This window comes from Actinomycetospora aeridis (assembly GCF_037400275.1).
Classification (GTDB): Bacteria; Actinomycetota; Actinomycetes; order Mycobacteriales; family Pseudonocardiaceae; genus Actinomycetospora; species Actinomycetospora aeridis.
Genome location: NZ_JBBEGL010000005.1, coordinates 591,344 through 615,469 on the forward strand (window position 1 = coordinate 591,344; position 24,126 = coordinate 615,469).

At 72.0% G+C, this 24,126-nt stretch carries 21 protein-coding genes; 12 read left to right on the top strand and 9 right to left on the bottom strand.

Translation table 11 applies throughout. The annotated features are described in order from the left end of the window. Positions 1-555 precede the first annotated feature (555 nt). Positions 556-1,326, top strand: coding sequence for an Ntn hydrolase family protein (locus WCD41_RS31160; protein ID WP_373695166.1), 771 nt, complete (start codon positions 556-558; stop codon positions 1,324-1,326). Positions 1,327-1,866: 540 nt separating this feature from the next. Further along, entirely contained in the window at positions 1,867-3,069 is a 1,203-nt protein-coding gene (locus WCD41_RS31165; protein WP_373695172.1) for a cutinase family protein, read from the top strand. A gap of 328 nt (positions 3,070-3,397) precedes the next feature. On the opposite strand, the gene WCD41_RS20975 is transcribed toward WCD41_RS31165, so the two are convergent. The 4 genes from WCD41_RS20975 to WCD41_RS20990 all read right to left on the bottom strand — a co-directional run bounded on the left by WCD41_RS20975 (position 3,398) and on the right by WCD41_RS20990 (position 6,953). After that, a complete protein-coding gene (locus tag WCD41_RS20975; RefSeq protein WP_337715976.1) occupies positions 3,398-4,270 on the bottom strand; it encodes a hypothetical protein in 873 nt (290 codons plus the stop codon). A 71-nt stretch (positions 4,271-4,341) separates the two neighbouring features. Further along, the gene (locus WCD41_RS20980) at positions 4,342-4,734 is read right to left on the bottom strand and encodes a gamma-glutamylcyclotransferase family protein (RefSeq protein WP_337715978.1); all 393 of its coding nucleotides are present in this window, start codon (positions 4,732-4,734) and stop codon (positions 4,342-4,344) included. A 7-nt stretch (positions 4,735-4,741) separates the two neighbouring features. Beyond that, positions 4,742-5,893 carry a hypothetical protein gene (locus WCD41_RS20985; protein WP_337715980.1) on the bottom strand — a complete coding sequence of 384 codons (1,152 nt, stop codon included), beginning with the start codon at positions 5,891-5,893 and terminating at the stop codon, positions 4,742-4,744. Next, positions 5,880-6,953, bottom strand: a complete 1,074-nt coding sequence (locus WCD41_RS20990; RefSeq protein ID WP_337715982.1) for a hypothetical protein — start codon at positions 6,951-6,953, stop codon at positions 5,880-5,882. The genes WCD41_RS20985 and WCD41_RS20990 overlap by 14 nt, the downstream gene beginning before the upstream one ends. Positions 6,954-7,166: 213 nt before the next feature. On the opposite strand from WCD41_RS20990, the gene WCD41_RS20995 reads away from it, so the two are divergent. The 7 genes from WCD41_RS20995 (at position 7,167) to WCD41_RS21025 (ending at position 13,124) form a co-directional block, all read left to right on the top strand. Next, positions 7,167-7,583, top strand: a complete 417-nt coding sequence (locus tag WCD41_RS20995; RefSeq protein WP_337715984.1) for a plasmid replication, integration and excision activator — start codon at positions 7,167-7,169, stop codon at positions 7,581-7,583. Further along, complete coding sequence (locus WCD41_RS21000) at positions 7,583-7,837, top strand: hypothetical protein (protein ID WP_337715986.1); 255 nt, start codon at positions 7,583-7,585, stop codon at positions 7,835-7,837. The genes WCD41_RS20995 and WCD41_RS21000 overlap by 1 nt, the downstream gene beginning before the upstream one ends. Continuing rightward, on the top strand, positions 7,834-8,256 hold the full coding sequence (locus WCD41_RS21005) for a WhiB family transcriptional regulator (RefSeq protein ID WP_337715988.1): 423 nt from the start codon (positions 7,834-7,836) through the stop codon (positions 8,254-8,256). The genes WCD41_RS21000 and WCD41_RS21005 overlap by 4 nt, the downstream gene beginning before the upstream one ends. Positions 8,257-8,497: 241 nt before the next feature. After that, positions 8,498-10,030, top strand: a complete 1,533-nt coding sequence (locus WCD41_RS21010) for an FtsK/SpoIIIE domain-containing protein (protein ID WP_337715990.1) — start codon at positions 8,498-8,500, stop codon at positions 10,028-10,030. Beyond that, positions 10,030-11,703: a replication initiator gene (locus WCD41_RS21015; RefSeq protein ID WP_337715992.1), complete on the top strand. Its 1,674-nt coding sequence runs from the start codon at positions 10,030-10,032 to the stop codon at positions 11,701-11,703. The genes WCD41_RS21010 and WCD41_RS21015 overlap by 1 nt, the downstream gene beginning before the upstream one ends. Beyond that, positions 11,700-11,888, top strand: coding sequence for a helix-turn-helix domain-containing protein (locus WCD41_RS21020; protein ID WP_337715994.1), 189 nt, complete (start codon positions 11,700-11,702; stop codon positions 11,886-11,888). Before WCD41_RS21015 ends, WCD41_RS21020 begins: the two co-directional genes overlap by 4 nt. Before the next feature lie 39 nt (positions 11,889-11,927). Then, positions 11,928-13,124 (top strand): tyrosine-type recombinase/integrase, encoded by a 1,197-nt coding sequence (locus tag WCD41_RS21025; protein WP_337715996.1) that lies wholly within the window; start codon positions 11,928-11,930, stop codon positions 13,122-13,124. Positions 13,125-13,237: 113 nt separating this feature from the next. Here WCD41_RS21025 and WCD41_RS21030 read toward each other — a convergent pair whose 3' ends face one another. Then, positions 13,238-14,467 (bottom strand): acyl-CoA dehydrogenase family protein, encoded by a 1,230-nt coding sequence (locus tag WCD41_RS21030; protein ID WP_337715998.1) that lies wholly within the window; start codon positions 14,465-14,467, stop codon positions 13,238-13,240. Continuing rightward, positions 14,464-15,000 (bottom strand): SCP2 sterol-binding domain-containing protein, encoded by a 537-nt coding sequence (locus WCD41_RS21035; RefSeq protein ID WP_337716000.1) that lies wholly within the window; start codon positions 14,998-15,000, stop codon positions 14,464-14,466. Before WCD41_RS21035 ends, WCD41_RS21030 begins: the two co-directional genes overlap by 4 nt. Positions 15,001-15,081: 81 nt before the next feature. On the opposite strand from WCD41_RS21035, the gene WCD41_RS21040 reads away from it, so the two are divergent. Then, a complete protein-coding gene (locus WCD41_RS21040; RefSeq protein WP_337716002.1) occupies positions 15,082-15,753 on the top strand; it encodes a TetR/AcrR family transcriptional regulator in 672 nt (223 codons plus the stop codon). 130 nt (positions 15,754-15,883) lie between these two features. Here WCD41_RS21040 and WCD41_RS21045 read toward each other — a convergent pair whose 3' ends face one another. Then, positions 15,884-16,303, bottom strand: coding sequence for a hypothetical protein (locus WCD41_RS21045; protein ID WP_337716004.1), 420 nt, complete (start codon positions 16,301-16,303; stop codon positions 15,884-15,886). Between the two features lie 155 nt (positions 16,304-16,458). Here WCD41_RS21045 and WCD41_RS21050 point away from each other — a divergent pair, with 155 nt between their 5' ends. Together WCD41_RS21050 and WCD41_RS21055 are read left to right on the top strand one after the other, a co-directional pair. Then, a complete protein-coding gene (locus tag WCD41_RS21050) occupies positions 16,459-18,396 on the top strand; it encodes a sensor histidine kinase (RefSeq protein ID WP_337716006.1) in 1,938 nt (645 codons plus the stop codon). After that, positions 18,393-19,034, top strand: a complete 642-nt coding sequence (locus WCD41_RS21055; protein ID WP_337716008.1) for a response regulator transcription factor — start codon at positions 18,393-18,395, stop codon at positions 19,032-19,034. The genes WCD41_RS21050 and WCD41_RS21055 overlap by 4 nt, the downstream gene beginning before the upstream one ends. 4 nt (positions 19,035-19,038) lie before the next feature. On the opposite strand, the gene WCD41_RS21060 is transcribed toward WCD41_RS21055, so the two are convergent. Both WCD41_RS21060 and WCD41_RS21065 read right to left on the bottom strand, forming a co-directional pair. After that, entirely contained in the window at positions 19,039-22,713 is a 3,675-nt protein-coding gene (locus WCD41_RS21060; protein WP_337716010.1) for an ATP-binding protein, read from the bottom strand. Continuing rightward, positions 22,710-24,071: a sensor histidine kinase gene (locus WCD41_RS21065; RefSeq protein WP_337716012.1), complete on the bottom strand. Its 1,362-nt coding sequence runs from the start codon at positions 24,069-24,071 to the stop codon at positions 22,710-22,712. The genes WCD41_RS21060 and WCD41_RS21065 overlap by 4 nt, the downstream gene beginning before the upstream one ends. Positions 24,072-24,126 lie beyond the last annotated feature (55 nt).

Below are 24,126 nucleotides of genomic sequence, written 5' to 3' on the forward strand. Positions count from 1 at the left end.
CTGCCTCGTCTCGTCGTAGCAAGCCTGAGGGACCGAGCGACGGCGAGGCCGCACGGCGCCGCAAGACCTCGTGACTGACGATCAGAGTCTGAGGTCCACCCACGTCGCATGGCAGAGGTGGGCCTTACCAATCTTGATCTCATCGACTTCGATGGCTCGAACTGATGGATCGCACCACTTCGACAGAATCAGGATGCAGAAAGCCATATTCTTGTTGGTGCAGCGCGGAAGCCCGACCTGGAAGCCCTTGTATAATTACGAGCCTTACCACTGGGGCCCTTACTGCGTAGAGCTCAACGACGATCTCCAGCAGCTTATCCAGTTGAAGTGGCTGCGCCTATCGTATGCGTCCGGTTCTCGCTATGGTGAGTACGAGTTGACGGAGGCTGGCGAGGCTGTCGCAACTTCACTACTGGGCCAATTATCGGAGGGGGAGGCTGCATTCATCGCCCGCGTGCGTTCGTACGTCACCAATAAGGGGTTCAGCAGTCTGCTGCGTGAGGTCTACGACGCGTACCCATCTTTTGCGGAAAACTCGATCTGGAACGGCCGCAGTTGACAGTCGCCGTAGGAATCGTTTACTCCCGAGGTGTTGTCATCGCGAGCGACAGCATGGGGTCTTCGGGCACCGTTGCTAGCCGAGTCGACAAAGCCAAAGCAATGTCGAATCACCCGATAGTTTGGGCTATGTCCGGCTCGCGTTACGTCATCCAAGAGGCGAGCCGGTTCGTAGAGAAGTACGACTCCGACGGCCGGAGCAGGGCTACACCTGAAAAGCTGGCGCACAAATTGCGTCCTGTCATCTCCGATGCGTACCAGCTTCCATCTCTGGAGCCAGGCGGATCAGCGTCGGACCTGCACCACCACTCATCTGAAGCTCTCTTGGCCGGATGGACTAGAAAAGGGCCTTCGCTCGTCCACCTTCCGAGCGATCTTGCGCCGGTTGAATGCTCGAGCAGGACATTCGTGGCGATCGGAGCTGGTCACGAATTTGCCGCCGCCAGTCAAGCAACACTAGCGCACTACTTTTATGAACACTTGTCTGCGGAGCAAGCGTTTCTTCTGGCATACCGTGTGGTGGCAGCCGTATGCTCCGTATCGTCCTGGGGTGTTGCACCTCCAATCCAGATGGCGTCCGCTGACGAGCATGGCGCGCGCGTGATATCGGCAAGGGATGTCGAGCACGTCGAGTTCGGCGTTCAGCGCTGGCTCCAGGCTGAGACTGATGGCTTCTCCAACGTGGGTCCACGCGATGTCGCGCATGACCTTCCGTCGCTCTACGCGGCCGGAGGCGAAGAAGGAACTGGAACGGGCTCACCGAACTAGAGTGGGCCTTTCACCGTCTAGGCTCGACTCTTGCTGAGCCGGCTAGGCCCCGGGCCCGCCGGAACGGAGTGGGAGGCCAGGGCCCGAAGGGCCGTGGCCGGCGCGGCGCCGGAGGCGCCGCCTTGACTGATGAGAGGTCTATTCGGCAACTCGAGTGCACCCAGGACACTAGGACGCTTGGCTATTCGGGCTCTTCTGTCGGGTCAACCCAGGTGTGAATGGCGTCGCTCCCGAGACTCCCGGACGGGATACACACGGCATCAGGTTGCGGTCCCGTCGGCGAGCGAGCGGCACCTGTCGGACCCCCGTAGCGACTAGCACTCTTAGTTATAGGCGTTGCGCCTAACGGGTCGCAGCCCTTGCCACAGGCGTTGCGTGATACTACGTTGCGTAGCTGAGTCGGGTGCTCGGTAATCAGTGGAGATCGCCATGGGGCTCCGTGTGCTTGGCTCTACAGCGGCCAAAGTAGCTGGTGTCGCCGCTCTTGCGCTCGCTGTAGTCGGCGGCGTCGCACTCGCGCGAGTGAGCAACACGGGCTCGATGCCACCTCCACCAGCCTCCGCGTCACCACAGTCACCTTGTCCTGCGTTCTCGGTACAGATCGTACGCGGGACTAACGACGGTCAATACGGGAGTGCCGGTGAGCCCGGCGCCGCCTTCGAGCAAGAACTCTTACGCTCAGGCGGCGTGAATCAAGGGGACATTAACACCAGTCGCTATCCTGCAACTTACAGGCCATTGAATAGTATGGTGCCCGATATTGCCGAGGGCATCCCAGTCGACACTAGAGGCTACATGGGGAGTGTGAATCTTGGAGTAGCAGGACTGCTCGAAGGGATTCGGAGTGCCGTTCCCGAGCGCTGCCGGCAGTCGACGAGGATCATCCTCGTTGGGTATTCGCAAGGTGCCCACGTCATCCGGAACTCGTTTGGCAGCCTTGGCGGTTACAAGGTTACCGATATCGTCTTCTTTGGCGACCCATGCTGGGAAGCTACTTCGTCTAGACGACTCGACGTCGCCGATAACGCCCGTGTCAGGCCCGGCGGCACGTATAATCCGACCCAGAAAGGTCTCTTTAGGAACCCAGCAGCTCCATGGATGGCGGGCGTAGCCTGCGATCCATCGCCGCCACCTGGATCGGCGCAGCTATGGACGTACTGCAACTCACGGGACATCATATGCCAGGGACCGGGGGCAGGCAATTGGGTGGATACCCACAAAGAGTACACCGATATTGCCAGGCAAGCGGCGCGACGTGTCGCCGAGAGTCGGCTGAATCATCCAGGTTCAACTGCGTACTTGGATTGTGAACCAGGGCGGCTTGTCGTAAGAGTATTCACGGCGAACTACGGCTCAACGTTCGTGGAGGCAGTTGTAGACGGCAGGCCTACTGCGATTGCGGGACTCGCTGGACCGCGTCCTGACGGTGACTATCGCCAAATTCCTCGAGGAGCGACCACGGCGCGTGCCTATGGCGATACCGGCACGCTGGACGAGATCGACCTACGGGGTCACGGGTGCTCGAGAGGGAATCCTGAGCGCCCGAGCCGGCCTTCGCCCGAAGAGCCCCGAGCGGACACGCAGGATGAACGAAGAGAGCGAACGCCAGCACAACCTCAGGAACAGAGACAAGAGCAAGAGCGGCCGCCCGAACAGGAGCAAGAAGAAGAGCAGCCCGTGTACCCGGGTGTGCCGGACGAGTGCCAGCCAACTCCTGAGGATTCAGCTCCTTGCGTTTCCTAGCCCACCGCTATTCGGCATGGCGGATGATTCAGCCATCGCTGCATGATCGGCCTCCAAGCGCACAGCCCGCAGGGCTGTCGGCCCCGGTCGGGGTGGCGGGGCGCTGCCCCCGGCCACGCTTGGAGCGCATAGACAAGGGCGTGGAGGCTCGCGGTCAAGAGCGGACGGAGTCCGTCGCGGAGCGATGCGCAGCACTCTTGATCGGGAGTCAGCCCGTGTGACGCTCCGGGGCCGACAGACCTCCCGACGAAGTCGGGTCCGTCGTCGTCGTGGCCGCGCGGCCTTGAGCGCAGGTCCCATGTGCCGCAACGGCTAGCGGCTTCGGCTGCTAGTGCTGCGGCGGGTTCAGCGCCGCGGCAAGGAGCGCTGACGCGGTTCCGCTGGTCCCGCCGCTCGCGACACCGGCAGTCATAGGGTGCGTCAGCAGCACCGTGTTGATTTTCTCGGCTAGACCTCTCAGACGAGACTGTTCCGGCTCGTCTTCGCTGGCCTCGCTGACGACGTTCTGGGCCGCTGCCCGCACCTCTTCGACCGAGTCGGGAGTGAAGCCCTCGGTCTCAAGGTCCTCCAGGTTCGCCAACAGGAAGCGAGCGGCACTGCGAAGAGCGTGGATGTCCACATTGAAGATCGACTGGTGTTGCTCCTGATGGGCGCCAGGTGAGTGGGCCGCGACCTGACCGCTGGCGCCCTGCGCGTAGACACGCTGGTCGCGGTTGTCGTTGTAGATGCTGCCTCCTCGGCGATAGCGGCTGGCCCAGGCGACGGTGTCTCCGCCGAAGTCCTGCACACAAAGACGTCCTTCGGCCGTGAGTTTGAGGAGTACGGGCCAACGCTGCTGACGACTGCCCGGTCCGCCCAGCAACTCGTCGTCCAACAGCCGTTGGACGGCTTCGTCGCGCTCGCTATCGCTGACGGCGACCCCGTCCACCTCAGGACATTCGTCGAGGAATTTCTGCCAGCCGGGGTGCTCCTCGTCGTGACCCGCGAACCAGAGGAGGAAAGCTCGCCGAATGCGGGCTATGCGGCTGCCGGGGTCAGGTTCGTCGGATCGAGGCACACCGGGTCCAGAAGCCCATACGGGTTCGTCGCCCTCGATGGGAAGGGCCGGTCCGTAGCGTTGCCACTGCTTCTCGTACTCCTTCCCGATCGCGCGCACGTGTCGACGAATCCCCTGCTTGTTGACCTTGAAATCGCGGCCCACCTGTACCCCAGTCGCTCATCGCTAGCAGCTCGGTTAAGCGTGATCGAACCGTAGCGGCGCGCACCGACACCTCAGGTCCGGTGCTGCTCGAAGCGGGCTCGCCATGCGCGACAACGCTGGAGGTAGGCGTCGAGGCCGTCTCGGTCGAGACTGGTCGTGGTCCACGTGCTGGGCAGCGAGCCGTTGGGCCAGACGTACGCGAGGGCCGTTCGCCCGTGGCTCACCGCGAGTGGGGCCACGACGTAGGTTGGGTCCTCGAAGGCGTCGAGCACGCCCCATTCGGCGTCGCTGAGGTCGGTGTAGACCCGGCCTGGTGCGTCGGCCGACTTGTCGGCGACGAGGCCGGGGTAGGGGAGTTCGGGGAGTCGTGCGGCGCGCCAGCCGGGAGCGCTGGTCTCGACGTGAACCGGGACGCGATCGATCAAGGTCCGGACGACGTCGTCGAGGGCGAGGGTGCCGTACACGAACAGTTCAGGCGTTCCCGCCGACCCGTGGTCCGGTGGGCCATCGCCGTTCGAGCTCGCCCGGGCCAAGCGGTCGCTGATAGCCGTCACGCAACACCTCCGCGAGCAGGCTACCGCCGGCTTCGTGGAGGTTCATGAACCAATCGATCCCGGCCGGGTAGGCCCACAGGTAGGAGCGGAGCTGCGGATCGAGTGTGCGGTCCCGCAGGAGGCTGGCGACGTCGCCACCGGTCCAGAACGGCACCTGCGAGCGGGCGACATCCCAGCAGGCTCGGGCGCTGTCGCCGGCGTTGATGCCGCGGTGGAGGTCGGCGCTGACGAGTTGGGTGTAGTGGTCCAGCCGGGTCCGCGCGATCACGGCCGGGTCGATCGGCGCGGCCGCGAGGGGGAGGACCTGGGCGAGTCCTTCGAACAGGACCTGGTGCGGGGCGTGGACGGCGAGCAGACGCGGCCAGTCTACGTCGCTGGTCTCGGCGACCCCGGCGAGGTTGGAGTACTGCAGCGCGTGTCCGAGGACCTCGTGGAGCGCGAATCGGTAAGCGTCGAGCTGGGTGAACGCGGCCCGGCGGGTGTTGATCCGCAGACGGGCGTCGTGGCCGGCGCCGTCGAGCCAGTAGGACCAGTAGGCGTCGATGTCGACGCTCTCGACCGTCAGGGTGAACTCGGCGGTGGCGCCGGTGAGGTCGCGGATCGTGGCTTCGTGCTTGTCGGCGTAGCCGCGGATGACGTCGCCGGCCTCGTCGGCGGGTACGTCCTCGCTGAGGGCGTTGAGGTCGTCGCGGGTGTTGGGCCCCCACGTGACACCCAGGTCGGCGAGGGCCTCCCGGGCAAGGTCGCCGCGATGCTCGACGTACTCGCGGGTCCAGCCGCGGGGGGCGCAGCCCTGGGTGGCAGCGATGTAGGTGTTCAGGTCGGGGTGCTCACCGAGCAGGCAGCTCAGGTAGGCGCGGTGCGCCTCGATCGCGTCGGCGACCGGCCCGGGCGAGGCGTCCGCGCGGAGGTCCTCGAGCTGGTCGAGGACAGCGAAGCGATCCGAGGCCGGCGCCACAGGCTCAGCGGGCGGGGCGCAGTCGTAGTCGACGATCGCGCCCCCGCCGGTGCGGGACTCGTGCGTGTCCCATGCGCGGACAACGTGTTCGAGGGCGTCACGCATCGCCACGGGCGACCTCCCACCGGACGGTGACGGCCTCGCCGGGCTGGAGATAGTCCCGGGTGACGGTCATGAACGCGCTGCCGTCCTCGTCGTCGCAGACCAGGTCGTCGATCGCGGAGACCTGCGAGCCGTCGACCTTGTCCTCCACCGCGCTGCACCCGACGAGCATGTCCACCCCGTGGTGGCGAATGTTGAGCGTGAAGTGCCGCGAATGGCGCGGACTGGCCTGACGCCAGAAGTGGTCATGGGTGAACCGGCCGCCGCGCACCGAATAGGCCAGCGTCCCGATCTCGCCGGGTTCGATGGCCGGCGAACACACGAGCGCGAACTTGCTCATGTTCGCGGTGTCGTGAATCCGCTGGATCGACATCTTGCGGTCGGCGCTGGGGTCAGGCTCGATACGCAGCGGCCCGTCGGTGGTCTCGAACCACTGCTCCCGGTGCATCCGCTTGATCGGGTTCGCCGTGAGGTTGAGCAGCTCGAACCGGTAGGTGATCGTCGACCAGCCCTCGGCGTCGATGTCGACGGTGCACTCCAACTCGAGATCGACCGGCATCCCGGCAAGCTGCGCCAGCTGGGAGACCTCCTCGTCCGACAGGCGCAGACGCCGCCCCAGCAGGCGCAGCGAGCGCGCCAGGGACGCCGGAGACCCCTCGGGTTCCTTGTGGTCGCTGACCGGTCGCGGGAACCCGACGCTCGGGGTTGGTCGCTGGGTCGGGACCGGCGCTGACCAGCCCGTCGTCTCCGACGACGCATCCAGGCTGCGTTCCACGACCTCGGACAGACGCACCGCTCCGCCGTCGTCGTCACTGCGGGCAGCTGGCTCGAACATCGCGGTGGCCGGAACACCCGGGAACATCACTTCCAGCACCTGGCAGTGATGCGGATAGGGCATGCCCTTGAGGTCGCCGGCCTGCCAGCGATGGAGCTGGGCGCGGCTCGGGCCGGTCCCGACGAGCTTGTCGTCAATGGTCTTCGCGGCGCGGTCGTACTCGCGGTTGAAGCTGCTGTAGCTCTGCCAGTGCCGCGAGCGGAGCAGGTCTTTCAACATCACCGGCTGCCCCATGCCGCCCCTTGCTCTCGCCGCCGAAGATCTCACAGTAGGCGCAGACGAGACACAGACGCAACAACATTGGACAGAGAAGTTCGGGACGCGACAGCCACGCCGTCGTGACGAAACGGTCCTCCCGCGAAGTGTCGGACCTGCCCCACCACGGGGCGAACGACACGACGAAGGAGAGCCAGAACCGTGGCTATCAAGAGGCGAATCAAGGTCTCGATGGGGGACGTCTTCCCCCACGGCGCGTTCCTGACCACCGACGGCGCCGAGCCCGTCCCCGACTACGACCGATCCACCCGCGACAAGTTCGTCCAGGCCGTCGACAAGGACAACGGCCTGCTCGTGTGGGAGGTCGGGGTCCACGACCCGGACCCCGAGGCCCGCAAGAACGAGCGCTCGGTCAACGTCAAGATCGCCGCCGAGGTCCAGCCCGTGCCGCCCGAGGCACTGCCCGGGCTGCCGTTCCGCCCGGTCGAGTTCGAGGGCCTGGAGGTCACGCCCTACCTCGACACCAACGGCGTGCGACCGAAGCTCGCGTTCAGCCTGCGCGCCCGCGGCATGCACGCCCCCGGCGGCGACAGCCGACGCAAGAGCGGCGGCCAGCACGGCTCCACCGGCACCGAGGCGGCGGCCTGATGCCCGGGGTGTCGGTCCGGCTCACCCCGGTCGGGCGCGCCGAGGTCTACCTCCCCGACGACATGCCCCCGATCCTCGACGTGACCAGCGAGCACCGGGTGGTGCTCACCCTGACCGCGCGGCGCCTCGACGAGGTCACCACCGAGGAGCTGGAAGCGGCCCGCTCGCTGCACGCGGCCCTCGGGGTGTTCGTCGAGCACGCCGCCCGCTGGGTTCCGCCCGTCGCGCAGCAGGCGATCGGCGGTGCGGCATGAGCACCACCAGCCACGGCCGCAAGACGATCACCGCGGCGACATCGACCCGCACCGCGCGCCGGCTGACCCGGGAACGGCTCCGCCTGCTGGTCCGGGACCTCGTGCTCGACGGCGACCCCATCCCCGACTGGCACGAGCACGCCGCCTGCGCCGGCATGAGCGAGGACCTGTTCTTCCCGGTCGCCGAGACCGGCGGCGACGGAACGGAACTGGTCGAGCAGGCCAAGGCGGTATGCGCCGGCTGCCCGGTGCGCACCACCTGTCTCGCCGACGCGATGAGCCGCGAGTCCCCCTCCGCGCGCTACGGCATCTACGGCGGCCTCTCCGCCGGCGACCGCAACCGGCTCTACACCGACCTCCGGGCCCACGCGTTCGCCACCGACGACGACCACACCGACACGTCAGGAGCGGTCGCATGAACTGCACCGCTGCTGGGCCGCGCTGTGAGGTCTGCGCGGCCCGGCTCGACGCCGCCCCTGCCAATCGACCTCCGCGCTGCAGGGAGCACGCCGCGCAGCAGGCCCTGTTCCCCCTCGCGGCACTGCCCGGGCGCCGACGCCGCCCCACCGGCGACGACCTCTCGCCCGATCACGACCGCCACCACACCACCACCGGCCGCCCCGTGACGCGGGCTCGCCGGACCCGGAAGGACTGAACACCATGCCCATCGGACGCAGCGTCGGGCGCGGCGCCACCATCCGCCGCCGCGCCAACGTCCAGCCCACCCTCATCGAACCTTCGCGCACCTTCGCCGGCCGCCTGCGCCACCGCGGCCTGGTCGCCGCCGGACGCTTCGTCGTCGTCGCCGTCTGGGGCGCGATCATGGCCGGCTGGCTGCTGCTCTACGTCCCGGTCCTGCTGGCCGCCGCCGCGCTCGTCGCGCTGGTCTGGACCACGCAGGGCCGTGGCGGCGGCCTCGCCCTCATCGCCCTCGTCACGGTCGCGCTCGTCGTCTGGTCGCCTGCGCACCCGGACTCCTGGGAGCGCTGCGTCGCCTCCCGCTGCCACCGCTTCGCCCGCCGCATCCGCTACCGGTGGAACTGGGCCGACCTCATGGCCGCCGCCGAGGTCCAGTCCCGCGACGCCCACCACATCGTCCGCGTCCCACGCCTGCTCTACTGCCGCCTCGGGCGCTACGCCGACCTGCTCACCGTGCAGCTCTGCCCCGGCATCACCCCCGAGGACCTCGAAGCCGCCACCGAAGCGATCCGCTCCGAGTTCCGCGCCCTGGAGGTTCGGGTCCTCCCGCACGAGCGGTTCCGGGGCTGCGTGTGGCTGCGCGTCATCTGCTCGGACACCCTGCTCGACCCCACCGCCCCACCGAAGGGGCCCGACGCCGACCGACCACCCGACCTCACCAAGCTGCACCTCGGCCGTCGCGAGGACGGCGAGCCGTGGCTGCTGCGACTGCTCGGCCGCCACCTGCTCGTCGCGGGCGCCACCGGCGCGGGCAAGTCCTCGGTGGTCGCCTCGCTGCTCGTGCAGCTCGCCCCCGCGATCCACGCCGGCACCGTGCGGCTCATCGGGATCGACCCCAAGGGCGGCATGGAGTTCGGCCTCTACCGCGACCTGTTCCACCTGCTCGCCTGCGAGACCGAGGAGGACATGGTCCGCGCCCTGGAAGCCGCCGCCGAGCTCGTCGCCGACCGCGCCCGCTCCATGGCCGGCGTGACCCGCCAGCACGAACCCACCGTCGAGGAGCCGTTCTACGTGGTCCTGGTCGACGAAATCGCCTCCCTGACCGCCTACATCGGCGACCGCGGGCTCAAGGAACGCGCCAAGCAGGCCCTCGGGCGGCTGCTGACCAAGGGCCGCGCCCCCGGGGTCTCGGTCGTCGGGTGCGTCCAGGACCCCCGTAAGGACGTGCTGGAGGTCCGCAACCTGTTCACCACCCGCATCGGGCTCCGACTGGCCGAGAAAACCGAAGTGCCAATGGTGCTCGGCGAGGGCGCCCGCGAGCGCGGGGCGCTGTGCGACCGCATCCCCATGAGCGCGCCGGGTGTCGGCTACCTCGTCGAGGACGGCTCCACTGTGGTCACCAAGGTTCGCGCCGCCTACGTCGACGACGACCAATTGCGCTGGCTCGCCCAGACCTTCCCCTGCCCGACCCTCGAAGTCCTGCCCGAGGTCGTCGACCTGCCCGACCAGCAGCGGCGCCCCCGCAAGTCCAAGAGCGAGCGGGAGGCGTCCTGATGACCGCCGAGCAGGACGAGCAAGAGGCCGGGCCGGTGCCGGTAGGGAAGCTCACCGGCCCGGTGATGCGGGAGGTCGCCAAGACATCAGCCGAACAGGTCGGAGCCTGTATCCGCCCGCTCGCGGTCCGCCGGATCGACCGGGAGACCGGCGCCACGACGGTGGTCCCGATCCCGTGCGGCGCTACCCGCGCCTCGGTGTGTGGGCCGTGCGCCGACCGGGCCCGGCGGCTGCGGATGTGGCAGGCCCAGCAGGGCTGGCACCTCGACACCGAACCCGAGACACCCACCGAGGAGCCCACGGTGCGGCAGCGGGCGCTGCTCGGGGAGCGCGCCGACCTCGAGCAGGACCACGCCGACGCCCTCGAGGCCGGCGAGATGGCCCGCGTCCTCGACGTTGAGGCGGCCATCGAGCAGACCGACGAGATGCTCCGCGCCGAGGGCGTCCGCGGTGCCGACTCCCGCGCCCGCGGGGAGGACAAGCCGAAACGTCGTGCCCGCTCGACGAAGCGCCGTCAGGACGTCCCGGACCTGCCCCGGTTCCCGGTGCGGGCCACGACCACGGGTCGGGTGTTCGAGGCCCCCAACGGGCGCACCTACCGGCCCTCGACGTTCGTCACCCTGACCCTGCCCTCCTACGGGCCGGTCCGCGCTCAGGACGGCGCCCCCAAGGACCCGACCCGCTACGACTATCGGCGCGCTGCCCGGGACGCGATCCACCTCGGGGAGTTGTTCGACCGCTTCGTTCAGAACCTGCGCCGCGCGGTCGGGTGGAACGTCCAGTACTTCGCCGCTGTCGAACCCCAGCGCCGCGGCGCACCGCACCTGCACGCCGCGATCCGCGGCACCATCCCTCGCAAGCTCATCCGCCAGGTCGTCGCGGCGACCTACCACCAGGTGTGGTGGCCGAACCACGATCAGCCGCTCTACACCGAGGACCACGCCCCGCTGTGGGACGAGACCCGCGGCCCGGCCTGCTACGTCGACCCCGACACCGGCACCCCGTTACCCAGCTGGGAGGCAGCGCTCGACGCGGTCGACGACGACCCGGACGCCGCTCCGGCGCACGTCATCGAGTTCGGCACCCAGGTCGACATCCAGGGCGTCCTGTCCGGCACGGAGAAGTCCGACAAGGCCATCCGGTACCTGACGAAGTACCTGACCAAGAGCCTCGGCGAGACCGCCGAGCCGGAGACTCCCGCGGCCGCGGCGCACATGAACCGCCTGGTCGAGGCCCTGCGCTGGGAGCCGTGCTCGGAGTCCTGCCCGAACTGGCTCCTGCACGGCGTCACCCCGGAGAACCCGAAGCCGGGGATGGTGCCTGGCCAGTGCCGCGCCAAGGCCCACAAGCGCGAGCACCTCGGCTACGGCGGCCGGCGCTGCCTCGTCTCCCGCAAGTGGTCCGGCAAGACGTTGACCGAGCACCGCGGCGAACGCCGCGACCACGTCCTCAAGGTCCTCGGCGCCGTCGGCGCTACCACCGAGCACGTCACCGACGACGGCGACCTCGCCCGCTACGACTGGCAACTCATCGGCCCCCGTGACCGCGACCAGCCCGACCGGCTCCAACTCCTCCTCCGGTCCATCGCCCAACGACGGCGATGGCGAGACCAGTACGACCAGGCCAAGACCGACATCAGCTCGGCAACTCGTGATCAAGGAGAAGCGGCGTGACGGCCAACGTGACCGAGGGCCTCTGGTCGGTCGACGACGTCTCGGCGTACCTGGGCATCCCCGTGAAGACGCTCTACCAGTGGAAGTGGCGCGGCGAGGGTCCGCCGGTACGCAAGATCGGTCGCCACCTGCGGTACGCACCTGAACAGGTCCGGGCCTGGGCGACCCAGCCGGAAGCGGCGTGATCGCTCGTGGGCCACGTACAAGACCGTTGGTTCCGCACCGTGCGGGACGAGCTCACCGGCAAGCCCCAGCGAGAACGCACTGACCTGCACGGCACCGGGCTCCGCTACAAGGTCCGCTACGTCGACCCCGAGGGCCGGGAGCGGTCCAAGTCGTTCCCCGACCGACGCAAGAAGGCGGCGGAGGACTTCCTCGGGGAGATGGAGTCCGGCGTCCGTGCGGGGACCTACCTCGACCCCGACGCCGGCAAAGTGCCCTTCCGCGAGTACGCGGAGAGCTGGGTCAAGGGGCAGTCCAGCGACGCGTCCTCACGGCAGTCGATCGAGAGCCGGCTGCGCAGCCAGCTCTACCCGTTCTTCGACCGCCGCCCGGTCGACGCCATCGGGCCGGCTCGCGTGCGCGACTGGCTAGCGTGGCTGGAGGAGCGGCGGCTCGACGGGACGTATCGAGCGGTCCTCTTCGACACGCTCTCTTCGATCATGAACGCCGCGGTCGAGGACAAGCTCATTCGTGACAACCCCTGTCAGGCACGAAGCATCAAGAGGCCGCGACGGTCGACTCACCGCGTCGTTCCGTGGCCGGTGGAACGAGTCCGAGCGGTGCAGGAGGGTTTGGCCGAGCGGTGGCGTCTAGCGGCTGACGTCGGGGCCGGGCTCGGCCTGCGTCAGGGCGAGGTGCTCGGGCTGTCGGCCGGCGACCTCGACACCGCCGAGGCTGTCCTCCACGTCGTTCGGCAACTGCGGATCATCCGCGGTCAGCTGGTCTTCGCCCCGCCCAAGGGAGGCAAGTCCCGCACCGTCCCGCTGCCCGACGAGGTCCGCGCCGCCGTGGCGATGCACCGCCGGTCCTTCCCGCCGACGCGGGTCCGGCTGCCGTGGCTGGAGCCTGGAGGGCGCACCGTCGAGGTCGAGCTGCTGCTCTCGAACGAGCGGGGCGAGCCGCACTCGGGCGATCACTTCAACAAGGTGATGTGGCGCGGAGCGTTCCGGGCGACCGGACTTGTCTACGCACCGCGGACCGACGGCATGCACGCCCTGCGCCACTTCTACGCCTCGACGCTCCTGGCCGGCGGCGTCTCCATCAAGGAGGTCGCCGAGTACCTCGGCCACGCCGACCCCGGCTTCACGCTCCGGACGTACACCCACCTGGTGCCGTCGAGCCACGCCCGGGCTCGCCAGGCCGTGGACGCGGTGCTCGGGGGAGGCGCCAACTCCTCCGACGGCCTGAGGACGGCCTGATCATGAAGACGCCGACGACGACCGGACATCGAGGGCCACGCCTGGCCTCGACGCACATCGGCGCCGGTCACGAGAACAGCCCTCCTGACCAGCGCCGATGCCGCCGAACCGGGTCAGGCGATGTGCCGGCCGCTGATGGCGCGGGCGATGACGAGCTGCTGGATCTGCTCGGTGCCCTCGAAGATGTCGTAGATCTTCGAGTCGCGGTGCATCCGCTCCACGGGGTGCTCGCGGGAGTAGCCGGCGCCGCCGAGAATCTGGATCGCGCGCTCGGTGGCCCAGACCGCGACGCGGCCGGCCTTGAGCTTCGACATCGAGCCCTCGCCGGCCTCGAACGCCACGCCGTTGCGACCCATCCACGCCGCGCGCCACACGAGCATGCGGGCGGCGTCGATCTCGGTCTTCATGTCCGCGAGCGTGAACGCGATCGACTGGTTGTCGATGATCGGGCGCCCGAAGGTGACCCGCTCCTTCGCGTAGTCCAGGGCGTACTCGTAGGCCGCGCGGGCGATACCGATGGCCTGCGAGCCCACCGTCGGGCGGGAGAGCTCGAAGGTCTGCATCGCTGACGAGCCCTTCGACTTCTGCCCCTCGCGAGCCCGGGCGAGGCGTTCGTCGAGCTTCTCCTTGCCGCCGAGCAGGCAGGAGCCCGGGACCTTCACGTCGTCGAGGAAGACGTCCGCGGTGTGCGAGGCGCGCAGCCCCATCTTCTTGATCTTCTTGGCCGTCTCGAGCCCCGGCGTGCTCGGGGGCACCACGAAGGCGGCCTGGCCGCGCGAGCCCAGCGACGGGTTGACGACGGCCTGCACGACGTGGATGTTCGCGATGCCGCCGTTGGTCGCCCAGGCCTTGGCGCCCGAGAGCGTCCACTCGTCCTTCGCCTCGTCGTAGACGGCCTTGGTGCGCATGGCCGAGACGTCCGACCCGGACTCGGGCTCCGACGAGCAGAAGGCCGCCACCTTCACGTCGTCGACGTCGCCGTAGCACTGCGGGATCCACTCGACCATCTGTTCGGGCGTGCCCGAGGAGAAGATGCCGGCGACGGCGAGCGTGGTCCCGAAGATCGCCATCCCGATGCCGCCGTCACCCCAGAACAGCTCCTCGTTGACGATCGGCAGGCTCAGGCCCGTCTCGTCGCCCCAGAAGCTGGCGAGGGTCTCGAAGTTGTACAGCTCGATCTTCGCGGCCTCCTGCAGGACCGGCCACGGCGTCTCCTCGCGCTCGTCCCACTCGGCCGCGGCCGGGCGGATGACGTCGGCGGCGAACCCGTGGGCCCAGTCGCGGAGGTCGGTGTGGTCCTCGGAGAGCTCCATGGAGAAGGTCATCGCGGGTGCTCCCGTCACGCCGAGGGGATGGTGAACATCTTCTGCAGGGCCGTGGCGAACCCGACGTCGCCGGCGACCTTGAGCTTGCGGGTCATGAACAGCGTGACCGGAGAGGCGTTGTTCGTGACGACCTTGAGGAACTGCACGCCGTCCATCGTGAGCTCGGTGCGGGGTTCCTCGGAGAGCTCCTCGGAGACCTCGCAGGCGCCGTGCTGCATGACGGTCTGGAAGTCGTCGCTCCCGCCGGACGGCGCGCCGGTGACGTGCCAGTGCACGACCTGGCGCTTCGCACTGGAACCCTTCGAGGAGTAGAACTCCGCCATCCGCCCGAAGATGGCGTCGAGCACGGGGCGGCGGACGTCGGAGGACATGACGGCCTCGAGCTGGCCCTTGCCGGTGCTCTTGACCAGACGCGCGAAGAGGGAGGGATCGATGTCCTTGCCCCCGCCGTCGGCCAGGCCGGCGCGCAGGGCGCCGACCAGCTGGTCCTCGGACAACGACTTCGGGTCGACGGTGCGCCCCAGCTCGTTGACGTCGATCTTCTCGGGCACGGGCTCACTCCGTCGTGGTGTCCGGTACTGGCGGTCCCGCCAACGCGGCGTACTTTACGCGTCGGTAGATAGGGCGCAAGCGTGACCGCGGAGACGTCGCGCACGGGCCGGCAGCGGCTCTCGCCCGAGGTCCGGCGCCGCCAGGTGCTCGACGCCGCGGTCGCCGTGTTCTCCGAGGAAGGCTTCCACGGCGCCTCGATGGACGCCGTCGCCGCGCGGGCCGGGGTCAGCAAGCCCCTGGTCTACGCGCACGGGGGCAGCAAGGACGAGCTCTTCGCGGCCTGCCTGCGCCGCGAGGCCGAGCGGCTCCTGCGCTCGGTGGAGACCGCGGCGGGCGAGCCCGACGAGATCCCGCTCGTGCGCGTCCGCCGGGCCCTGCGCGCGTTCTTCCACGCCCTGACCACCCAGCGCGCGGGGTGGACGGTGCTCTACCGGCAGGCGTCGACGGGGCCCTTCGCCGGCGAGGTCGACAGCCTGCGCCGGCGGATCGTCGAGCAGGCCGCCGACCTCATGGCGGGCGGGCTCGCCGTCCCGCGCCGTGTCGCGCTGCCATACGCGCACACGCTCGTCGGCGCGGCCGAGGGCCTCGCCGACTGGTGGCTGACCGACCCCGAGGCCGCCCGCGCCGGCGCCCCCCACGCCGAGCCGGCCGACGTGCTCGCCGACCTCCTCGTCGCCGTCGTCGGCCCGGGGCTCGAGGCGCTCACGGACGGGACGATCGCGGAGTCTTCGGGGATCTCGGAGAAACGCTAGACGGGCCGATAGGGCCCAATCGCGCACCGGTCGGGGTAGCGCGCTCGCCCGGTCGCCACCGGCGTGGAGAAACGAACGGCGCTCTCGCTGCTTCCGTAGCAGCGAGAGCGCCGTTCGTTCGTCCCCGCGATCACCGCACCGGCGCACCGGCGGGGACCGGGGTTGCCGGCGTCGTGGTCCGCAGACCCGTCGCGCCGACCAGGAGCGCCACGACGACCAGGACCGCGATCCCGCCCTCCCCGCCCGCCACCGTGCCCTCGCCGAAGATCGCCGAGGAGACGATCGACAGGCCCGGCACGAGGAGCACCGCCAGCACCGCGCCACCGATCGCCGCCGCCGTCGTCACGCCGCGCGACCGCCCACGGGTCAGGCGCAGGGTCAGCGAGACCGACCCGACCGCGACCAGGACGAGCCCGACGAAGAACGCCGCGATGTCGACGGGGCTGCCGCTGGCGCCCTGCGCCATGATCGCCGCCCACTTGATCATCCACGCCAGCGCCCCGAGCAGCGCCGCGCCCGCCGTGACCCGAATCCATGCCTGCCGGTCCATGTCAGCCTCTTTCGTCGTCCGCCGCACCGTCGGCGGCGTGCTGGCGACGAGCACACCGGCCGCGGCGACCGCGGCGGCAGGGCCGCGATGTCCCGAGATGCCCGGGACGTCCTGACCGTGGCGGCCCGGGACACCCGTCGGGAAAGCTCGGCGCCATGCCGCCCCTGCCCCCGTCCGCCCGTCGATGGCCGTGGGCGGTGGCCGGGCTCGCGGCGGCGCTCGTCGTCGCCGGCATCCCCCCGGCCGTCGCGAACGCCGTCGAGCACGGGGTCGCCGGCGTCTACGTGGTGGACGCCGTCATCGGCGGGCTCGTCCCGCTCGCCGGCGCGCTCGTCCTGGCGCGCGCGCCCCGCCACCGGGTCGGCCTGGTCCTGCTCTCGACCGCCGGGCTCGCCGTGAGCTTCGCGCTCGCCGAGTGGGCGGGTCACGTCGGGCCGACACCTGCGGCGGGCTGGGCGCGGTGGATCAGCGAGATCACGTGGGTGCCGTTCCTCGCGATCCCGACCCTGCTGCCGCTGTGGTTCCCGACCGGGCGGGTGCCCTCGCGGCGCTGGCTCCCCCTCCAGGCCGTGGTGCTGGCGCTGCTCGGCGCGCTCGTCGCCGTCGGGATCGTGCAGCCGCGCCTCGAGGACGGGTCCGCGAGCCCGCTGGGTCTCGGGCTGCCGGACGTCGTCGACGGGGCGACCGGTCCGCTCACCCTCGCCGCGTTCGCCTGTGCCCTCGCCTGCCTCGCCTCGGCGGTGGTCCGCTACCGGGCCGCCCCGCCGTCGGACCGGCGGGCGCTGCGCCGCTTCCTGGTCGCCGTGGTGCTCCTCCTGGTGCTGGTCTTCCTGCCCGGGGTCCCGGTCGTGGTCGGTGACCTGCTCATGGGGGTCGGCGTCGTCGTGGTCGCGGGGGCGGTCGCGGCCGCCGTGCTCGACGGGCTCCCCGGCCTGGACGTCGCGGTGGACCGCACCGTCGTCGCGGGTCTCGCGGCCGCGGCGTGCTCGGTGATCTACGTGCTCGTGGTCGTCGCCGCCGGGGCCTGGGTGCCGGACGCCGCGGGGTTCCTCGGGGTGGCCGCCGTGGCCGTCGCCTTCGCGCCGCTGCGCGAGCTCGCCGCCCGCGGGGTGCGGCGCTTCGTGTACGGACCGGCCGCCGAACCGCTGTCGGCGCTCGCTGCGGTCACCGCCCATCTCGACGGCCCGGCACCGCTCGCGGGGGCCGTCGACGCGATCCGGAACGCGGCAGCGCTCGACGGGGTCGTCGTGCTCGACCGCGCCGGCGTCGAACTGGCCCGCGCCGGCACGCCACCCCTGCCGGGAGCCGGCACCGAGGTGCCGATGGTCGTCGGCGGGCTGCGCGTCGGGACCCTCCGCGTCACCGGGGAGACCGACGCCCTGCTCACCGCGTTCGCCCACGCGCTCGGCGCCGCGCTGCACGCGTCGTCGCTGGTCACCGAGCTCCAGACCGCCCGCGAGGCGCTCGTCCTCGCCGCCGAGGAAGAGCGACGCCGGCTGCACCACGACCTCCACGACGGCCTCGGCCCGGTCCTCGCCCACGCGGTGCTCGGGCTCGACGGCGCCCGGCTCGCCGCGCCCCCCGCCGTCGCGGGCGAGCTCGACGCGGTGAAGGCGAACCTGCAGGCCGCGATCACCGACCTCCGTCACGTCGTGCACGGCCTGCGGCCCCCGGCGCTCGACGAGCTCGGGCTCGCAGGGGCCCTCGCGGAGCACGCCCGCCGCGCGGCCGGGCCGGCCGTCCTGCTCGACCTCGACGAGCTGCCGGACGACCTGCCCGCCGCGGTGGAGGTCGCGATCTACCGCATCGTCTGCGAGGCCCTCGCCAACGCCGCCCGGCACGCCGCGGCGTCCCGCTGCGAGGTCCGGATCACCCGCGTGGTCGGCGAGCTCGCCGTCGAGGTGCGCGACGACGGCGTGGGCCTCGAGGCGAGCGCGGGCGAGGGCGTGGGGCTCGGGTCGATGCGACGGCGCGCCGCGGAGCTGGGCGGCACGACCACTGTGCGCGCCGTGGACGGCGGGGGCACGCGGGTGGCGGTGCGCGTCCCGTTGCGTGACCCGGCGCCGGAGCACGCATCGAAGGTCGCCCCGTGAGCGACGTCCGCGTCTTCCTCGTCGACGACCACCCCCTCTACCGGTCAGGACTCCGCGCGATGACCGAGCGCACGGCGGGCCTGTGCTGCGTCGGCGAGGCGTCGTCGGGCGAGGACGCCCTGACGCTGCTCGCGACCACGTCGTGCGACGTCGTCCTCATGGACCTGCGGATGCCGGGCATGGGCGGCGTCGAGGCGACCCGGCGGATCGCGGCGGGGGCCGGCGCGCCGGCCGTCCTGGTGCTGACGATGGTGGAGGACGACGAGGCCGTGCTCGCCGCCCTGCGTGCGGGCGCCCGCGGCTACGTCCTCAAGGGCGCCGACACCGCGGAGCTCTCGGCGGCGGTGTCCGTCGTCGCCCACGGCGGGCTCGCCGTCGGGACCGCGGCCGCGGCGGGGCTCGTCGCCCGTCTCGACGGCGAGCGCGGGGCCGCGGAGCCGTTCCCCGAGCTGACCGACCAGGAGCGGCGTGTCCTCGGGCTCCTCGCCGCCGGGCGCTCCACCGCCGGCATCGCCACGGAGCTCTCGCTGAGCAGCAAGACCGTCCGCAACTACCTCTCGAGCACCTACGCCAAGCTCGCCGTCACCGACCGGTTCGCGGCGATCGCCCGCGCGCGGGAGCACGGTCTGGGGAGGTGACGGCTCAGCGCGCGATGCGCGGCGCCAGCTCGTCGCAGGTGCGCAGGGCGGCCTCGGCGGCGATCCGCAGGCCACGGGTGGACGCGGGGTGGGCGAGGCGGACCTGCCAGTGCCGCCGCTCGCCCGCGAGGGCGTCGCGCACGCTCAGCGGGTCGGCGTCCGGAGCGACCCCGAGTCGCTGGTGGGGCGCGTCCCCGTCGCCACCCCAGAGGCGCTCGGCGCGCTCCTGGTCGGCGGGCACGAGCTGCGGCGGGCGGGCGAGCAGCTCGATCTCCGCGAGCGCGTGGGTCCCGACCCGCAGGCCCTCGAGCCGGTAGCGCAGCCGGTCGGTGCGCGCGTCGCGGGGCGCGGCGCGCAGCAGCAGTTCCAGGGCCTCCACCGCCGTGCGGGCCCGCAGCACGTCGGAGCGCAGCACGAGCCGGCGCTCGACGGCCGCCGCCGACCACTGCGGCTGCCCCACGGCCACCAGCGCGTGGGGCAGTGGCGGGCGCGGGCAGGGTCCGGCGTCGGTGAGCACGACGACCCCGTCCGGTCGCGCGTCGTCGACGACCACCGTGCCGCGGGCCAGGTACTCGCCGACCATCGCGCGCAGCGTCGGGGCGACCGCCAGCCCGGCTCCGGAACGCACCGTCAGGCGCAGCGGTCCCTCGAGGCGGGTGCGGATCTCGGCGAGCCGGGCGGCCTGGGGTCCCGACGGCCACGCCGCGCGGGCCTCGTCGAGGATCTCGCGGACGCGGTCGAGCAGCACACGGCCGGCCGACGGCGGGCCGACCGGACCCACGGGGCGCACCGGCTCCCGGGGTCCCGGGACGGCGGCGAGGGGCGTGAGCGCGGTGACCGGCTCCCGACGCGGCTCGGGGGCCGCCGGCGGCACGTCCGGACGCTCCGGCGCCCGCCCCGGCGTCGTGCCGTTCGTGGGGGGAGCGGGGTGGGGCGGGGCGATGTCGCCCCCGCCGTCGCCCTCGCTGTCGTCGGCCCGGTCGTCGCCGCTGTCGTCGGCTCTGCCGTCGGCGTCCTGGGCCGGCTCCTCGCCCGAGCCCCTCTCCGCCTCGGTGCCGGCGGTGTCGTCGGCGTCCATCTCGGTCTCGCTGCCGGCCGTCGAGTCGTCCGGCGCGGCGCTCTCGGCGTCGTCGGCGACCTCGCCCTCGGTCCGCGCGGCCTCGCCGGTCGCGGCGTCGCTCATCGCGGCATCGGCGGGCGCGTCGGCCGGCCCACCCTCTGTGGGCGGAGCCTCGTCGGCGTGTCGCGCCGGCGAGGGTGTGGCGATCCTGGCGTCAGACGCCAGGAAAGCCGCATCGCTCGCACCGGGATCCGGCATTGCTCCCGTCACCGCCGACGCGGGCGCCGCGGTCAGGGCCGCGAGGGTGAGGGTCCGGGAGTCGAGCATCGACGGGCCGAGAGCCGTGTCCGCCTCGTCCGGCGGCTCGGGCGGCTCGGGGGGCCGGGCGGTGGCCGGCGGCGCGTCGACCGCGGGGGTGACGGGGACGGAGCCCTCGACGGTCGTGCCACGCCCCGGCGCGGAGTCGAGCGCGATGCCCCCGCCGGCGCGGACGATGCGGGCGCTGAGGTTGCGCATCCCCTTGCCCGCGGCACCACCGAGGATCGCGGGGTCGAAGCCGGGCCCGTCGTCGCGGACCCGGAAGCGCAGCCGCGGGCCGGCCTCCTCGCTGAACTGCACGGTGACGGTCGCGCCGGGGGCGTGCTTGCGGGCGTTGTTCACCGCCTCGAGGCAGCAGAAGTACACGGCGGCCTCGATGTCCGGATCGAAGCGCCGCCCCTCGGCGAGCTCGGAGGCGAGGACGACGGGCGGGTGCACGCCGTGGAAGTCCGCGGTCAGCGCCGGGACGATGCCGCGCTCGGATAGGACCAGCGAGGACACGCCGGTCGCGGTCTCCGCCAGCTTCGACTCGGCGGTCGCGATCCGCTCGAGCGCGTCGGCGAGACGCTCGCGGGCCTTCTCGACGCGCCCGGCCCGCACGTGGTGCTCGACGAGGCCGAGACCCAGCCGCAGCGACACGAGGTGGTGCTGGGCGCCGTCGTGGAGGTCGCGCTCGATGGTGCGCCGCTCGTGGTCCATCTCCGCGACGACCTGGCGCCGCGACGCCGCGATGTGCTCGGCGTGGGCGCGGGCGGCGCGCAGCTGGCGCTCCAGGTCGATCCCGAGCCGGCTCGCCTCGAGCACCGGGGTGAGGCTGTCGGCGATGTCCCCGAGCAGCGTGCGCCGCTCGGCGTCGAGGCCGGCCCCGGCGCCGCGATCGACGGCGAGGGTGCCGATGCGTTCGTCGCCGTGGCGCACGATCACCTCGAGGCCGTCGTCGTCGGACGTGTCCGCGCCCCCGGCCGCCCAGCGGTAGGTCCGGTCCCGCAGCCCGGGGCGGGTGACGGTGAGGCGGCACCACCGCGCCCCGAGCCCGACGCCGACCGCCTCGGCGATCGCCGCGACATCGGGCCCCTCCTCCTCGTCCGGCCCGGCGAGCGCGACGATCCCGGCCAGCGCGCTGTACGGGGTGGGCCGGCGGCCGTAGAGCAACTGGTCGACCGTGCGCTCGATCCGCTCCGAGAGCACCGGGAACAGCGCCGCCCCGACGAGCACGGCGATGACCACGGCGGCCGTCCCGCCCAGGAACCCCGCGAGCGCGGCCTCGACGACGGCGACGGTCCCGCCCGCGAGGACGACGAGCACCGCCAGCGCGAGGCCCCGCCCGAAGCGCCGTTCGGCGGACCACAGGCGCGGGCGGTCGGCGGCGATGAGCACCGCGACCGGGACCGCAACCGAGGCGAGCCGCGAGCTCCAGAACAGCGGGCCGGTCGGCGCGTTCGTGCCGTGGGCCGTCGGGTCGACGAGCTCGAGACCGGGGCGGCCGAACACCAGCAGCACCGCGGTCATCACCCCGAGGACCGCGGTCGTCACGATCGCCGCGATCAGCACGCTGACGACGAGCCGGACCTGGGTGCGCTGCTCGGCGCCGAGCCGCCCCGACCGCTGGCGGTGGGTGAGGGCGAGCAGCCCGGCCGCCGGGACGACGGCGCCGAAGAAGAGGACGCAGCTCACCGTGTGGGGCAGCAGCGCCGTCCCGAAGCCGACCACGAGCAGCCCGGCCGTGCCGCCGGCCACGACGAGGCGTCCCGTCGGGGTCCGCGCGTCCACCCCGGGCCGTCCGGTGGGGTGCAGGAGCAGCGCGACGACGAAGGCGAGGCAGGCGACGGCGTGCAGGACGACCTGGTGCACGCCGCCGATCTCGATCCCGACGGCATCGCGGGCGGCGGCCGCCGCGGCGTGGGCCTGCAGGTTGAACGCGCCCGCCGACCCGACGAGCGCGACCACCATCCACCGCGCGACCCACCATCGCGGCGCCCGGCGCATCAGGGCGACGGCCAGCACGATCGCCGCGACGGACAGGGCGTAGTCGACGACGGCCTGGCCCGCCGGCTCGCTGCGCGACGCGGCGTCGGTGATCGCGCGGGCCCACGTCCCCTCGGCGGCCGTGGGAGCGGCGAGGCCCGGGACGGAGGCGGTGACGGCCACCAGGGCCCCGAGCCCGAGCCAGGCGAGCGAGAACAGCGACGTGAGCGCCAGCAGGAGCGCCCACCCGAGCGTGGCGGGGTGCGGGCCGCGGGACCGCGCCACGGCGGCGGCCGGCTCGACCGGTGCGGCGGTGGCCGACTCGACGGCGGTCACAGGGACTCCCCGGACGCCGCCCCGGCCGGCTCGACCACCGGTTCGAGGTCGTCGGGCACCGAGGCGACGAGCCGCAGGCGGCCGTGGTCGCGTCCGACGTCGAGGACGCCCCCGAGCGCCGCGAGCCGGTCGGCGTCCTCGGAGACCGCGGCACGCAGGGCGTCGACACCCGACTCGACACCGTCGTCGGCCGCCCCCACCTGCACGGCCAGCCGCCCGTCGGCGTGGGTCAGCACCGCCTCCACCGGACCCTCGCCGCTGCTACCGAGAGGGGCGCCCGCGAGATGGGTCAGGGCCGCGGCGGCCACGTAGTAGAGGCCGGACTCCACCTCCCAGGCCAGGCGGCGGGGCAGCTTCCCGGCGATCGTGGTGGGGCGGGGGAGGTCGGCGGCCATCTCCTCGAGGGCACCGATCGGCCCCTGCGCGGTGAGCACCGTCGGGTAGACGCCCCGGACGAGCACTCGGAACCGGTCGATCAGCTCCTCGAGCCCCTCCAGCGCGCGGGCCAGGGCCGGGCCGGCGGGCGCCGGGTCGTCGGCGTCCAGGGCGGCGCCGGCCTCGTCGAGCGCGGCCCGCAGCGCCTCGAGCCGGTCGGTCGTCACGTGGGCCAGCTCGGTGACGAGGCGGCGGCGCTCGGCGTCACGGGCCCGGGTCAGGCGGCGCCGCGACTCGGTGAGCTCGCGACCCAGGTCGTCGGCGCGGCGCACCCGGGCGACGAGGCGCGCGTTGAGCCGGGCGCCCCGCACGAGCAGCCCGGCGCCGGCGGCGACGTCGCGTACGAGCCTGCGGTCCGCCGGGGTGATCGCCTGCCCCGGCTTCTCGAGCACGAGCACCGCCCGCAGCTCGTCGCCGCTGCGCACCGGCACGGCGTGGTCGACCTCGGGCCGGGCGAGCAGCGCCGCGAGGTCGGGCACGGACTCGACCCGGCTCCCGGGCTCGAGGTGGGCCTCGGCCGGCACGAGCCCGGTGTCGAGCACCAGCCAGATCGACGCCCGCCGGGCGCGGGTGCCGTCGGCGAGCACCTGGGCCAGACCGGCGAGGGCCGCCTCCAGCGACTCCGCGCCGGTGCGGGCGCCGGCCGCGGCGAGTGCGGCGTACGGCGAGGCCGGGCGGGGATCGAGGCGGGTGGCGACGCGCTCGAGCGCGGGCCCCGCGAGGCGCAGCACGACCACGGCGAGGCCCGCCCCGAGGAACGGGGCCGCGACCCCGAGCGTGCCGGGTGGCGCGAGCACCCCGGCCGCGGCCATGACCACCCCGACCACCACGACGACCACGCCCGCGGTGATCAGCGGGCGCACGAGGTGGACGCGCAGGGGTGCGGCACCCACGCTCCCCGCCGTCTCGACCGTGCTGTCCATCAGCTGCTCCCGGCCTCCCCTCGGGCGCGAGGCTAGGGCGCCCGCGGGTCGGGAA

What these genes read in the sequence shown, in the direction of transcription:
- WCD41_RS31165 (WP_373695172.1), top strand. Translation starts at nt 1,867, where the DNA reads ATGCCACCTCCACCAGCCTCCGCGTCACCACAGTCACCTTGTCCTGCG.
- WCD41_RS20990 (WP_337715982.1), bottom strand. Translation starts at nt 6,953, where the DNA reads ATGGGGCAGCCGGTGATGTTGAAAGACCTGCTCCGCTCGCGGCACTGG.
- WCD41_RS20995 (WP_337715984.1), top strand. Translation starts at nt 7,167, where the DNA reads ATGGGGGACGTCTTCCCCCACGGCGCGTTCCTGACCACCGACGGCGCC.
- WCD41_RS21000 (WP_337715986.1), top strand. Translation starts at nt 7,583, where the DNA reads ATGCCCGGGGTGTCGGTCCGGCTCACCCCGGTCGGGCGCGCCGAGGTC.
- WCD41_RS21005 (WP_337715988.1), top strand. Translation starts at nt 7,834, where the DNA reads ATGAGCACCACCAGCCACGGCCGCAAGACGATCACCGCGGCGACATCG.
- WCD41_RS21010 (WP_337715990.1), top strand. Translation starts at nt 8,498, where the DNA reads ATGCCCATCGGACGCAGCGTCGGGCGCGGCGCCACCATCCGCCGCCGC.
- WCD41_RS21015 (WP_337715992.1), top strand. Translation starts at nt 10,030, where the DNA reads ATGACCGCCGAGCAGGACGAGCAAGAGGCCGGGCCGGTGCCGGTAGGG.
- WCD41_RS21045 (WP_337716004.1), bottom strand. Translation starts at nt 16,303, where the DNA reads ATGGACCGGCAGGCATGGATTCGGGTCACGGCGGGCGCGGCGCTGCTC.
- WCD41_RS21050 (WP_337716006.1), top strand. Translation starts at nt 16,459, where the DNA reads ATGCCGCCCCTGCCCCCGTCCGCCCGTCGATGGCCGTGGGCGGTGGCC.
- WCD41_RS21065 (WP_337716012.1), bottom strand. Translation starts at nt 24,071, where the DNA reads ATGGACAGCACGGTCGAGACGGCGGGGAGCGTGGGTGCCGCACCCCTG.